The sequence below is a fragment of the Microbacterium sp. RURRCA19A genome (assembly GCF_900156455.1).
Classification (GTDB): domain Bacteria; phylum Actinomycetota; class Actinomycetes; order Actinomycetales; family Microbacteriaceae; genus Microbacterium.
This window is the reverse complement of record NZ_FTNQ01000001.1, coordinates 66,361-78,697: the sequence shown is the minus strand read 5'-3', so window position 1 is coordinate 78,697 and position 12,337 is coordinate 66,361. Positions and strand designations below refer to the sequence as shown.

13 protein-coding genes are annotated in these 12,337 nt (G+C 70.6%); 9 read left to right on the top strand and 4 right to left on the bottom strand.

Annotation, left to right across the window (positions count from 1 at the left end):
- Window positions 1-20 precede the first annotated feature (20 nt).
- Together BW982_RS00365 and BW982_RS00360 are read left to right on the top strand one after the other, a co-directional pair.
- A complete protein-coding gene (locus BW982_RS00365) occupies window positions 21-245 on the top strand; it encodes a DUF3107 domain-containing protein (protein ID WP_076490144.1) in 225 nt (74 codons plus the stop codon).
- A 10-nt stretch (window positions 246-255) separates the two neighbouring features.
- Entirely contained in the window at window positions 256-543 is a 288-nt protein-coding gene (locus BW982_RS00360) for a hypothetical protein (protein ID WP_076490143.1), read from the top strand.
- A 100-nt stretch (window positions 544-643) separates the two neighbouring features.
- On the opposite strand, the gene BW982_RS00355 is transcribed toward BW982_RS00360, so the two are convergent.
- Complete coding sequence (locus BW982_RS00355; protein ID WP_076490142.1) at window positions 644-1,357, bottom strand: ferritin-like fold-containing protein; 714 nt, start codon at window positions 1,355-1,357, stop codon at window positions 644-646.
- 150 nt (window positions 1,358-1,507) lie between these two features.
- Between BW982_RS00355 and BW982_RS00350 the strand changes: the two genes are divergently transcribed.
- Complete coding sequence (locus BW982_RS00350) at window positions 1,508-2,965, top strand: DEAD/DEAH box helicase (protein ID WP_076490141.1); 1,458 nt, start codon at window positions 1,508-1,510, stop codon at window positions 2,963-2,965.
- Window positions 2,966-3,016: 51 nt separating this feature from the next.
- Here the strand turns inward: BW982_RS00350 and BW982_RS00345 are convergent, their stop codons facing one another.
- On the bottom strand, window positions 3,017-3,877 hold the full coding sequence (locus BW982_RS00345; protein ID WP_076490140.1) for a PHP domain-containing protein: 861 nt from the start codon (window positions 3,875-3,877) through the stop codon (window positions 3,017-3,019).
- 103 nt (window positions 3,878-3,980) lie between these two features.
- Here BW982_RS00345 and BW982_RS00340 point away from each other — a divergent pair, with 103 nt between their 5' ends.
- The 6 genes from BW982_RS00340 to BW982_RS17610 are packed head-to-tail and all read left to right on the top strand — an operon-like array spanning window position 3,981 to window position 10,877.
- Window positions 3,981-5,012, top strand: coding sequence for an endonuclease/exonuclease/phosphatase family protein (locus tag BW982_RS00340; RefSeq protein WP_076490139.1), 1,032 nt, complete (start codon window positions 3,981-3,983; stop codon window positions 5,010-5,012).
- 37 nt (window positions 5,013-5,049) lie between these two features.
- Complete coding sequence (locus tag BW982_RS00335) at window positions 5,050-6,468, top strand: aminopeptidase P family protein (protein ID WP_076490138.1); 1,419 nt, start codon at window positions 5,050-5,052, stop codon at window positions 6,466-6,468.
- A complete protein-coding gene (locus BW982_RS00330) occupies window positions 6,465-8,246 on the top strand; it encodes a gamma-glutamyltransferase family protein (protein ID WP_076491688.1) in 1,782 nt (593 codons plus the stop codon). The genes BW982_RS00335 and BW982_RS00330 overlap by 4 nt, the downstream gene beginning before the upstream one ends.
- A 56-nt stretch (window positions 8,247-8,302) precedes the next feature.
- Complete coding sequence (locus BW982_RS00325) at window positions 8,303-8,662, top strand: hypothetical protein (protein WP_076490137.1); 360 nt, start codon at window positions 8,303-8,305, stop codon at window positions 8,660-8,662.
- Entirely contained in the window at window positions 8,659-10,386 is a 1,728-nt protein-coding gene (locus BW982_RS00320) for a hypothetical protein (protein ID WP_076490136.1), read from the top strand. Before BW982_RS00325 ends, BW982_RS00320 begins: the two co-directional genes overlap by 4 nt.
- Window positions 10,383-10,877 (top strand): hypothetical protein, encoded by a 495-nt coding sequence (locus BW982_RS17610; RefSeq protein WP_139327292.1) that lies wholly within the window; start codon window positions 10,383-10,385, stop codon window positions 10,875-10,877. The genes BW982_RS00320 and BW982_RS17610 overlap by 4 nt, the downstream gene beginning before the upstream one ends.
- Here the strand turns inward: BW982_RS17610 and BW982_RS00310 are convergent.
- A complete protein-coding gene (locus tag BW982_RS00310; RefSeq protein ID WP_175610998.1) occupies window positions 10,874-11,551 on the bottom strand; it encodes an alpha/beta hydrolase family protein in 678 nt (225 codons plus the stop codon). The genes BW982_RS17610 and BW982_RS00310 overlap by 4 nt on opposite strands.
- A complete protein-coding gene (locus tag BW982_RS00305) occupies window positions 11,548-12,279 on the bottom strand; it encodes a YflT domain-containing protein (RefSeq protein WP_076490134.1) in 732 nt (243 codons plus the stop codon). Before BW982_RS00305 ends, BW982_RS00310 begins: the two co-directional genes overlap by 4 nt.
- Window positions 12,280-12,337 lie beyond the last annotated feature (58 nt).

Here is a 12,337-nt window from a genome sequence, read left to right as displayed (position 1 = left end):
CCGGGCGGAAAGGGAGCATCGTGGACATCCGCATCGGCATCACCAACACCGGCCGCGAGCTGAACTTCGAGACCGGAGAGTCCGCGGATGCCGTGAAGTCGGCGATCGCCGCAGCGCTCGACCAGTCCGCCAGCCACGTCACCTTCACCGACGTCAAGGGCAACTCCTACATCGTCCCGACCGCGAACCTCGCGTTCGTCGAGCTCGGCACGGAGGAAGCCCGCCGGGTCGGATTCGTCGCCTGACCCTCCGCCCGTGCAGATCCTCCTCGCGCTGATCTTCGGCGCCGTCGTCGGCCTCGCCGCGCACTTCGTGCTGCCGCATCGGGAGGTGCGCGGGGTGGCCCTCGCACCGGTGACGGGCGCGGCAGCCGCGGGAGTCTCGTGGACCCTGCTCACGTGGGTGGGGATCGGGTTCGACTCCCCCGTTCCGTGGATCGTCTCGATCGTCGCGCCCGCGGTCGCCACCCTCGTCCTGCTCCCGATCGTGTCGCGGGTGCGTATCCACGCGGACGCCGACCTCCGGGCTCGCAGCGGCATCTGACCGCCACGGCCCTCGTCGCTTCGGCGCGTCGCGACCACGGCACCGCCCGCGGCCGGGCGACCGGTTCGCTCCGCGCGTTCCGTGAGCGCGGCCGAGGTGATCAGGCCGCGAGGCCCATGGCATCCATTCGGCGGGCGTGTGCGCCCATCAACTCCGTGAACACCGGCTCGACCTTCGCCTCTTCGTCGCGGTCGAGTCGTGGGTGCGCGAGCGCGGCGCGCGCGACGAGCAGCGTGTCACCGACGAGACGCCGACCCCACAGCGCCAGCAACCAGCGCCATTCCTCGTCGCTGGCGATCGTCGCCCCGAGGATCTCGACGATGGCCTGGCGATCGTCGTCGGCCTGAAGGATGCGCGCCACACGACGGCCGGTGTCGCCGTAGCTCGACGAGAGCGCGAGATAGAAGTCGTCGAGCATCCCCGCGGTGATGTGCACCGACAACATCGTCTCCTGCGGACGGACGCCGTGCGTGTTGCGACGGAAGGCGTCCAACGATTCGCGGAACGGGAGCATCAGCTGCGTCGGGTCGGCGCCGCGCTCGCGGATGAGCGCGACGATCTCCTGGTGCTTGATGAGCGCCGCACCGGCGGCGCGGGAGAGCGACTCCTTCTCGGCGAGCTCGGGCGTGGACGCGATCAGCTCGCTCAGCGTCTCGAAGAACCCGAGCTGCAGGTAGGCGGCCTGACCCAGGAACGTATCGATCTCGGGGGCGAGCTCGGCGAAGTCCACGCGCATCGCGTCGCCGAGGTCTCCGCGCGAGCGCAACTGCAGCGTGCGACCGACCGGCCTGCGACGACGGAACCACTCGAACACGCTGTACAGCCTAGGCGTCGGACCCTCGAAACATGCGCCGGGTAGAGTGGACTCGCCCCGGCGATGGATCGGGGCCCCGCGCCTGTGGACGAGTGGAGGGCGTGGATCCGACTCCCCAGGCGGTCTCTCACCGCCGGAACAGGCACGCTCATGACGACTTTCGCCGAGCTCGGCGTCGATCAGGACATCGTCGATGCCCTGGCATCCAAGGGCATCGTCGATGCCTTCCCGATCCAGGAACAGACCATCCCCCTCGGCCTGCCGGGCCAGGACATCATCGGCCAGGCCAAGACCGGAACGGGAAAGACGTTCGGCTTCGGCATCCCCGTGGTCCAGCGCCTCGGACTGAACCCCGAGCCCGGGGTGAAGGCGCTCATCGTCGTCCCCACGCGCGAGCTCGCGGTCCAGGTCTACGAAGACATGGACATGCTGACGCAGAACCGCGCCACGAGCGTCGTGGCGATCTACGGCGGCAAGGCGTACGAAGGGCAGATCGACCAGCTGAAGGCGGGCGCGCAGATCGTCGTCGGAACGCCCGGTCGTCTGATCGACCTGAACAACCAGCGTCTGCTCGACCTCTCCGGCGCCGTCGAGGTCGTGCTGGACGAGGCCGACAAGATGCTCGACCTCGGCTTCCTCGCCGACATCGAGAAGATCTTCCAGAAGGTCCCCGCCGTCCGCCACACGCAGCTGTTCTCGGCCACGATGCCCGGGCCGATCGTCGCGCTCGCGCGCCGGTTCATGTCGAACCCGATCCACATGCGCGCCAACGACCCCGACGAGGGGCTCACGCAGGCCAACATCAAGCACCTCGTGTACCGGGCGCACTCGCTCGACAAGGACGAGGTCATCGCGCGCATCCTCCAGTCCGAGGGGCGCGAGAAGGCCGTCATCTTCACGCGCACCAAGCGCGCGGCGCAGAAGCTCGTCGACGAGCTGAACGACCGCGGATTCAACGCCGCCGCGGTGCACGGCGACATGAGCCAGGAGGCGCGCGAGCGCTCCATGGCCGCCTTCAAGGCCGGCAAGCGCGACGTGCTCATCGCCACCGACGTGGCCGCGCGTGGCATCGACGTCAACGACGTCACCCACGTCATCAACCACACCATCCCCGACGACGAGAAGACCTACCTGCACCGCGCGGGCCGCACCGGCCGTGCCGGTAAGACCGGCATCGCCGTGACCTTCGTCGACTGGGACGACCTGCACAAGTGGGCGCTCATCAACCGCGCGCTGGAGTTCGGTCAGCCCGAACCCATCGAGACGTACTCCTCGAGCCCGCACCTCTACACCGACCTCGACATCCCCGAGGGCACCAAGGGCCGTCTCGTGACCGCGCCGAAGGCGGTCCAGGCCCCGAAGGCCGACAAGACAGCGACGACGGAGGGATCGGATGCCGCCGGCGACGGCGCCCCGCGTCGCCGGCGTCGCCGCCGCGGTGGATCCGGTGCCGGCGAACAGGGCGCCGAAACGTCTGCTCCCCGCGCCGAGGGTGCGGGAACGCACGACGGTGGCGGCAACGAGCACCACGACGGCAACGCGGCTCCGCGCCGCCGTCGCCGTCGTCGCAGCGGAGGTTCGGGCGCGAACGCCGCACCCGTCGCCTGAGCATCGATCGTCCGACGGCGCCGTCCCTCCCGGGGGACGGCGCCGTCGCGTTCAGGGGAAGACGGGCGCCGAGCCGGTTCCGGCCGCGATCAGTCGTGCGACCATCACGTCGTCGGTGGTGTTCTCGCCGGGGATGTTGGGCTTCCCGAGACCGTGGTAGTCGCTGGAGCCGGTGACGATGAGGTCGCGCTCTTCCGCGAGTCGCGCGAGGGTGGCCGTGGCATCCGGAAGGTTCTCGCGGTGACGCAGCTCGAACCCCGCCAGACCTGCCGCGAGCATCGACTCGAGGACGGGACGCGGCAGGAGCGCGCGGCCGGCGGGGTGGGCGACGATCGGCACACCTCCTGCACCGACGACCAACTCGACCGCGGTGACGGGATCGGGGGCGTACAGCGAGACGTAGTACTCGTTCCGCGGGTGGAGGATGCTGGCGAACGCCTCGGTGCGATCGGCGACGATCCCGCGCGCGATCAGGGCATCGGCGATGTGCGGACGACCGACCGTCGCGCCGTCCTCGGTCTGGGCGACGATGTCGTCCCAGTCGATGTCGAAGTCGCGCGAGATGCGCTCGGCCATGATCTGCGCGCGGTCCAGGCGCGACGAGCGGATCCGGTCCGTCATGGCGCGGAGATCGTCGTCGTCCGGATCGATCAGGTACGCGAGGAGGTGGACGCTGCGCCACTCGTGCTGAGCCGACAGCTCCATGCCGGGCAGGAAGGTCATGCCGAGCGAGGACGCGGCCTCCGCGGCCTCCGCCCACCCCGACGTGGTGTCGTGATCGGTGAGCGCGGCGGTCCGGAGCCCGTGGCGGTGCGCCGCCGCCATGACCAGGGCGGGTGATTCGGTGCCGTCCGAGTGCGTCGAGTGGAGGTGAAGGTCACTCGGTCCTTCGAATCGTCGATCGCGCTCCACCCTTCGAGCGTACCGCCCGGACGCGCGCGACCGCGGCTCGCGTGGAGGCGCCGGAGAGGCCGCATCCGCCGATCTCCCAGGCGTCTCGCCTACGGTCGAGTGCGTGCGTCGTCTGTTCGGAATCGTGTTCGCGCTCGTCTGCGCCGCCGCGGCCGTGGCGCTCACATGGCCGACTCTGTTCGGCCTCGAGCGGACCTTCCCGCTCGCCCAGGTCATCGCGTTCCGCGTGCCCATCGCCGCCGGATTCGTCGCGGCGGCCGCGCTGGCGCTGCTGTTCGCGCTCATCCGCCCCCTGCGCGCATTGGCTCTCACGCTCGCGCTGATCTTCGTCGTGGCGGCCGGCGTGAACGGCGCGACGGTGCTGCAGCGCGGGACGGGCACCGACGGGCTGCCCGAGAAGACCGACACCAGTCTGCGCGTCATGACCTGGAACACCGCGGGTTCCGCCACCTCCGCCGACTCGATCGCGCAGTTCGCGGTCGGAATGAAGGCCGATGTCGTCACGCTCCCCGAGACGACGATCGAGACCGGCACCCGTGTCGCCGAGCTGATGCGCGACATGGGACAGCCGATGTGGGCGCATCACGCCGAGTACGGCGAGTACGGCATCACCGGCTGGGATGCCACCTCCACGACGGTGTTGATCCGGCCGGAGCTCGGCGACTACAGCGTCATCGAATCCTCGCTGGACGGCTCGAGCAACACCTCGACGGTCCCGAGCGCCGTCGCGATGCCGGTGTCCGGGAACGGCCCGATCATCGTCGCCGCCCACGCCGTCGCGCCGCGCCAGGAGTACATGACGCAGTGGCGGTCCGATCTCCAGTGGCTCGCCGATCAGTGTGCGACCGACAATGTGATCCTCGCGGGCGACTTCAACGCGACACTCGACCACATGACCGGGCTGGGCGTCGGCGGCGGCACGCTGGGACGCTGCCGGGATGCGGCCTCGGAGAGCGGCAACGGCGGGATCGGCACGTGGCCGACGGATTTCCCCGCCCTGTTGGGGGCGCCCATCGATCACGTGATGGCCACCCCCGACTGGACGGTCACCGGATCCGTGGTGATGCGCACGCTCGACGGCTCCGGCAGCGACCACCGCCCCATCGTGGTGCAGTTGGAGCGCACGACGGGCTGACGGTGCGATCGTCCCCTGGCGGTGCGAGACTGGGGTGATGGACTCCCCCGCCGACCGCGACACGATCGCCCCCGCAGAGCACAAGCCCGTCGAGACCACGACGAACCGTAAGGCGCCGTTCCCGCGCGGGTTCCTCGACACCATCTCCACCGGCTGGGCCGAGCGCCCCGAGACGGTCCCGCCGACGCGGGAGCAGGCGGCGTGGGCCGCGCGCCGCCGTGAGCGGGTGTCGGCGGCGTTCCCCGGTGAGCGTCTGGTCGTGCCCGCGGGCTCGCTGAAGCAGCGCAGCAACGACACGGACTACCCGTTCCGCGCCCACTCCGCGTTCGCTCATCTCACCGGATGGGCGTCGGATGCCGAGCCCGACTCGGTTCTCGTGTTCGAGCCGAACGGGAGCGACCACGAGGCCGTCCTGTACTTCCGCGAGCGCGCCGATCGCACCACTCCCGAGTTCTACGCGGATGCCACGATCGGCGAGTTCTGGATCGGGCCGCGGCCCGCGCTCGCCGGTGTCGCCGCCGACCTCGGACTCCGCACGGCGCACGTGGACTCCTTCGTCGCCGGCGACGACGACCGTGTGGTGGGCATCGACGACGAGCTCACGCGCTTCGTGTCGGAACTGCGGCTCGTCAAGGACGAGTACGAGCTCGCGCAGCTCGCCCTCGCCGTCGAGGTGACGGCATCCGGATTCGACGACATCGTCGCCGAGCTCCCCCGCATCATCGAGCACCCGCGAGGTGAGCGCGTCGTCGAGGGCGTTTTCCACCGACGGGCGCGGGCCGACGGCAACGCGGTCGGATACGACACGATCGCCGCGTCCGGTCCCCACGCCTGCTACCTGCACTGGACCCGCAACGACGGCGCCGTCGTGCCCGGCGACCTCATCCTCATCGACGCGGGTGCGGAGGTCGACAGCCTCTACACGGCCGACATCACGCGGACCCTCCCCGTCTCGGGTCGGTTCACCGAGGTGCAGCGCCGCGTGTACGAGGCCGTGCGCGAAGCGGCCGACGCCGCGTTCGCCATCGCCCGCCCGGGCGTTCCGTTCCGCCGCGTGCACGAGGCCGCGATGCAGGTGATCGCCGCCCGCGTCGCCGAGTGGGGGCTGCTCCCCGTGTCGGCCGAAGAGGCGCTGGATGCCGATCGCGGCGGCCAGCACCGTCGCTACATGGTCCACGGCACGAGCCACCACCTCGGCATCGACGTGCACGACTGCGCGCAGGCGCGCCGTGAGATGTACTACGACGGTCTGCTCGAGCCGGGCATGGTCTTCACGATCGAGCCGGGTCTGTACTTCCAGATCGATGACCTCACCGTGCCCGAGGAGTACCGGGGCATCGGGGTGCGCATCGAAGACGACATCGTGATGACCCATGACGGTCCGGTGAATCTGTCCGCGGGAATCCCCCGCACCGCGGACGAGGTCGAGGAGTGGATCGCGCGGCTCGCGCGATGACGTTCACCCCACCCGCGTCGTTCGCGACGCGGCCGACGCTGCGCGGATCCTTCGGCATGTCGGCATCCACGCACTGGACGGCCACGGCCACCGCCCAGTCGGTGCTGGAGCGCGGCGGGAACGCGTTCGATGCGGCCGTCGCGGCCGCGTTCGTCCTGCACGTCGTGGAACCGCATCTGAACGGCCCGGGCGGCGACCTCGTCGCCCTGGTGCGCCCGGCGGATGCCGTCGAACCGTTCGTTCTGATGGGACAGGGGCCGGCGCCCGCGGGCGCGTCCGTGGAGGCGTTCCACCGACTCGGCCTCGACCTCGTCCCCGGGGCGGGCGGTCTCGCCGCCGCCGTGCCCGGCGCCGTGGACGCGTGGCTGCTCCTCCTCCGCGACCACGGCACCTGGGAGCTCGCCGACGTCCTGGACTACGCCAGGGGGTACGCCCGCGACGGGCACCCGCTCGTGGCCGGTGCCGCCGTGACGGTCGGCCGGGTGGCCGATCTGTTCCGCGACCACTGGACGACGTCGGCCGACCTGTGGATGCCGACCGGCTCGCCGCCCGCGCCGAACACGGTCGTGCGCAATCCGGCATACGCCGCCGTTCTCGAGGAGCTCGTCGGCGCCGGGTCGTCCGCGGAGAGCCGCCAGGAGCGGATCGACGCCGCCCGGCGCGAGTGGATGGCCACGGTGCTCCCGCGCGCTGCGGAGTTCCTTCGCACGCCGCACCGCCACTCCGACGGGCGCGACCACGCCGGCGTCCTCGACGCCGCGGACGTCTCCGAATGGCGCGCGGGCGTCGAACCCGCCGTGTCGACATCCTTCCGGGGCTGGCGGGTCTTCAAGGCCGGCGTGTGGACGCAGGGTCCGGCGATGCTCCAGGTGCTGCGGATGCTCGAGCCCCTCGCCGACGCCCGACTCGACCCCTCGACCGGTGTGGGCGCGCACACCCTCCTCGAAGCGGAGAAACTCGCCTACGCCGACCGCGATGCCTGGTTCGGCGACACGGAAGCCGCGGCCGAGATCAAGGCGCTGCTCGCCGACGAGTACATCGCGGAGCGCGCCGCGCTGATCGACGCGACGGCGAGCGCGGATCTCCGTCCGGGGTCACCCGACGGTCGCCCGCCTGAGCTGCCGCCACTCCGAACGGATGCCGGGGTCACCAGCGCCGGTACCGGCGAACCCACCGTCGACCGCCGAGGGCAGACACGCGGAGACACCTGTCACCTCGACGTGATCGACCGCTGGGGCAACGTCGTCTCCGCCACCCCGTCCGGCGGATGGCTGCAGTCCTCTCCCGCGGTCCCCGAGCTCGGGTTCTGTCTGGGCACACGGCTGCAGGCCACGTGGTTGCTGCCCGGGCATCCGGCATCCCTGGTTCCGGGCCGGCGTCCGCGCACGACGCTCACGCCGACCCTGCTGACGCGCGACCGCGAGGTCGTCGCCATCGGGTCGCCGGGCGGCGATCAGCAGGACCACTGGCAGCTGCCGGTGCTCTTGCGCATGCTCGTCGGCGGGTACGAACCGCAGCAGGCCATCGACGCCCCGACGCTGCACACCACGGCGATCCTCGACTCGTTCTGGCCCCGCACGTGGACTCCCTCCGGCGCCGTCGTGGAGGACCGCATCGGCGAGGAGGTCGTCGCGGACCTCGAACGCCGCGGACACGTCGTCCGCCGCGCGGGTGACTGGGCCCTCGGACGGGTGAGCGCCGTCGGGCGCGACGCCTCGGGTCTGCTGTGGGCCGCGGCGAACCCGCGCGGGATGCAGGGATACGCCGCCGGACGATGACCCGGTTCTCCACAGGGTGAAAACACGCCCGGGCGCGTTTGCCTACGATCCCGCGCATGTCGTACTCGGTGGATCCCCCGCACCTGATCGGTCTCGGCGAGCGGATGCGACGCTCGTTCGACGACCTGGACGAGGTCGCCCGCGGGCTGCAGAGGGCCGCGGATTCCGCGGCCCTCTCGCTCGTGCGCGCACTTCCCGCTCACGCGGCGCTCGTCGAGCTGACCGCCGGGCGCGTCGAGCTGGCGCACCGGATCGTCGCGCGCGGCCGAGCCGTGCTCTCGGCCCTGCAGGTCGTCGTCCTCGCGTACCTCACCGCAGATGAAGAGATGGTCGCGGCGGCCGATGTCGCGGCATCCCACGCCGCCGACGCGACGAATCCGTTCGATCCGATCGTCTTCGGACGGCGACGTCTGTGAGCGCCGCGATCACGATTCCCGATCCCCCGGCGGAGCCGCAACGTCTGCGCGAGAACGCGGCTCGCCTGCGGACGACGTCGGAACGGTACGAATTCCTGGTCACGCGGGCGCTGTTCGCCTGGAGTCTGCTGCCCGAGGGCTACCGCGCCCCGGAAGCGGACCTCCTGCACACCGCGCTCGCCACAACGCATCCGGCCGCGGAGGAGATCGCCGACGGTCTCGCCGCGGCGGGTCGTGCGCTGGAACAGTTCGCGGACGAGATCGACGACCTCGCGCACCGTGGCGCCCTCCTCTCCGACCGATGGGATGCCGGTCCGCCGACGGATCTCTGGGACGAGAGCGTCGGCGGGCCGGCGACGGAGCTGAACGAACGCCGCCGCGACGAGTGGGCCAGCGGCCTCTCGCGTGAAGCCGCGGGCCTCGACGAGGCATATGACGACGCGAGCCGCCGGTGCGCCCACGCGCTCCGCGCGATACCGGATGTCGCCTGGGCATCGCTGGCGGCGTGGAGCGGTCCCGAGAGGCCAGAGCCCGTGCGTTCCCTCTCGGACGCCGCGGGCCTCGCGCTGCTGGAACGACTGGCCTCGGGGCCCGATCCCGCGCGGCTGCTCGCGGACCATCCCGAATGGGCGGGCATCATCCGCGGCACCGACCCCGCTCAGGTCGCCGAATGGTGGTCGCGCCTCGATCGACGTGCGGCCGGCGCTCTCGTGACGCACGCGCCCGGACTGGTCGGCAACCTCGACGGGGTGGCGATCACCGACCGCATCGAAGCGAACCGTGGTCGCGCGAGCGAGTATCTGCGCGAGTTGCGGACGCGACGACAGGCTCTCGAGGCGCTGCGCGCCCCGCGCTCCCGAGCGAACGCTCTCGAGGTACTCGATCGCCGGGCGGAACGCGCTCGCCTCGACCGCGAGATCGCGTACTTCGACGCCGTCGCGAACGGCACCACGCAGCTGTACGCCTGGGATCCGGCGCACGGCTCATTGATCGAGATGGCGGGCGACCCGTCCACGGCGAAGGCGGCGCTCTTCGTCGTTCCGGGGACGAACACCGACGCCGAGGCGTTCATGTCCGAGCAGCCGCTGACGCGATTCGCCGACTGGCAGGTGAAATCTGGGGGTGGATCCGTGCTCGCGTTCACCGTGATGACCGGGCCGATGCCGCAGATCGACCTCGACATTCTCAAAACCGGTCCGCAGTGGAACTTGATGGCCGAAGACTGCGGCTGGGCGTACGGACGATTCGTCCAGGGGATGAATGCCGTGCGCCCCGACCTCTGGACGATGAGCTACGAGCATTCGTACGGCGGTGCCGTCGGCAGCGAGGCGGAGAAGCACGGCGGCGTGGTCGACACACGGTTCCTCGCGGCGAGCGTCGGTGCCATCGGCCCCTACGAGCCGCATCCCGACACCACGTACTTCGCGGCGCAAGCACCCGACGACATCAACCGGTACTACGCCGGTGTCGGCTTCGGACCGGTGGGTTTCAGCGTGGCGCCCGAGTCGTTCCCCGGAGTGCACGTCGTCAACACGGGAATCCCCGGGTTCGATCCTTTCGCCGTGACCGCCACAGCCGTCACCGGCCAGCCGTTCTATCTCCCCCGCATCATCGATCAGAGCATCGATCACCACAGCGCGCTGATGAGCGACGACGAGTCGATCAATGGAAAGGTTCTGAATCAGGTGAAGCAGACACTAGCTCTCGGCGGCGGGACCGAATGAAGCGCCGAGCAGTCTTTCTCGCAGTCTCTCTCAGCGTCGTTCTGTTGATGGCCGGCTGTACGCAACGACCGACTTACTCGGAGGTCCGGCAGGAAACACTCGACGCACTCCAGGAAGTAGTCGATCTCCTCCCCGAGCCTGGCCGGATCGAACGTACGCCCGAGTTCGAGCCCTATGGGTGCGACGACAAACTTCTCCTGAATCCCAAGGGGGGCGGGGCGTTCTACACGGGTCAATGGAAAGTTGCGGTGCCCGACGACTTCGACGTGGAGGCATTCCTTCAGCAGCTGCCCGATCTCCTCGGAGGCGGTTGGACGAGAGAGGAACTCGGAGTGCCGACCAAACGGGCATTCGTCTACCTGGTGCGCGATTCGCCCCGAATGACACTCTCCGCCGAGCAGTCCACACTCGACGAAGGAAAGGCAGTCGAGCTCCTTGCGATATCTCGCTGTGGCGTCGAGGACGCCTCCACCGAGCCGCCGCCCCGCTAGCTGCCGCCGAGCCCCGCCACAAACTCCGCCACCACCGGTGCCAGTCCGGCGCCGATCTCCTCGGCGGGCCGACGCGCGCCCTTCACCTCGAAGGAGTGATTCGCCCCCTCGATCCAGTGGACACGGGCATCTCGGCACGTTGCGACGACCGCCTCGAACTGCTCCCGTGGCGCGATGAACGGGTCGTTCTCCCCCTCCACGAACAGCTGCGGAGCGGAGATCGTGGGAAGGTGATCCGCCCGCGGCTTGTCGGGTCGTCCCGGAGGGTGCAACGGGTATCCGAGGTAGACGAGCGCCCGGGGCGTGATCTCTCGCTCGGCGGCCGCGACCGAGGCCATGCGACCGCCGTACGACTTACCCGCCGCGACGAACGACCCGACCCCCTGATCCGACAGCCACCCCTGCACTGCCGCCCACGTGGCGACGGCCTGAGCGGCGGGGCCGGGCATGCGTCGTCCAGCCTCGACGTACGGGAAGACGAACCGGAGCACGGAGACACCGTCCTCCACGAGGGCTGCCGCGAGCCCTGCCAGGAACGGGTGCGTCATGCCGGCGCCGGCACCGTGCGCCAACGCGATCGTCGTCTGTGCGCCCGCGACGTCGGCCCACAGTCCCGACACCTCGGACTCGCCCGCCGGGAGTGCGACGGGGATCCGAACGGGACGCGCGGTCACCGGTCGTCGCGCGACGGGTCCGACTCGGGCGCCCCGTCGGAGCCGGGCTCCGACTCCGCGGGCGACGTCGGCGGAGCGCTCTGCGGTGTCACGCGCTCCCCGTACCGCGGGGGCTCGTCGTCAACGGGACGCGACGGCACGGGCGGACGCGGCGGCACCGCAGGGCCCGCGGCGCCGGGGTTCTGCACCCGCTCGCCGTACAGGGGCGGAGCCGTGTCGGCCGGTGCGGCCGGACGCGCCACGACGGTGCGGGACGCGCCGGCAGGCCCGAGGATGCCACGCGCCTTCGCGAGGCTCGGAGCGGCGACGCACACGTCGTAGTGGTCGGCGGTCACCTGCATGACGGACGCGAAGTCGCGACGGCGACGCACGATCGAGTACGTGCCGAGGCTCAGGAGCATGCCGAGTGCCATACCGACCAGCAGCACGCCGAGGAACGCCGAGATCTGGGCCGTGGGCGTGCCGAGCACGAAGATGAACGCGAACAGCAAGCCCAGCATCAGACCGTTCAGGGCTCCCGAACGCGCCGCCGTGGCGTAACCGAGACGGCCGGTGATGCGCTCGATCGAACGGAGCCCGGATCCGACGATCGCGATGTCGCGCGCGGGGACCTCGCCCGCGATGAGCGAGGAGACCGCCTTCTGCGCCTTCTCGTACGTCGGGAACGACGCGACCTTCTCGCCGACCTCGTCCCGACCCGCTCCCATCTGCCCCGCGAACATGCTCATTTCCCCATCTTGTCACGCGGCCCCGCCGCCACGGTCGGCTCCCCCGAGGGTTCGCGGA

Bases quoted from the DNA above. Each gene is read 5' to 3' on its own strand.
- BW982_RS00330 (WP_076491688.1), top strand. From the start codon at position 6,465: ATGACGTTCACCCCACCCGCGTCGTTCGCGACGCGGCCGACGCTGCGC.
- BW982_RS00335 (WP_076490138.1), top strand. From the start codon at position 5,050: ATGGACTCCCCCGCCGACCGCGACACGATCGCCCCCGCAGAGCACAAG.
- BW982_RS00350 (WP_076490141.1), top strand. From the start codon at position 1,508: ATGACGACTTTCGCCGAGCTCGGCGTCGATCAGGACATCGTCGATGCC.
- BW982_RS00325 (WP_076490137.1), top strand. From the start codon at position 8,303: ATGTCGTACTCGGTGGATCCCCCGCACCTGATCGGTCTCGGCGAGCGG.
- BW982_RS17610 (WP_139327292.1), top strand. From the start codon at position 10,383: ATGAAGCGCCGAGCAGTCTTTCTCGCAGTCTCTCTCAGCGTCGTTCTG.
- BW982_RS00305 (WP_076490134.1), bottom strand. From the start codon at position 12,279: ATGAGCATGTTCGCGGGGCAGATGGGAGCGGGTCGGGACGAGGTCGGC.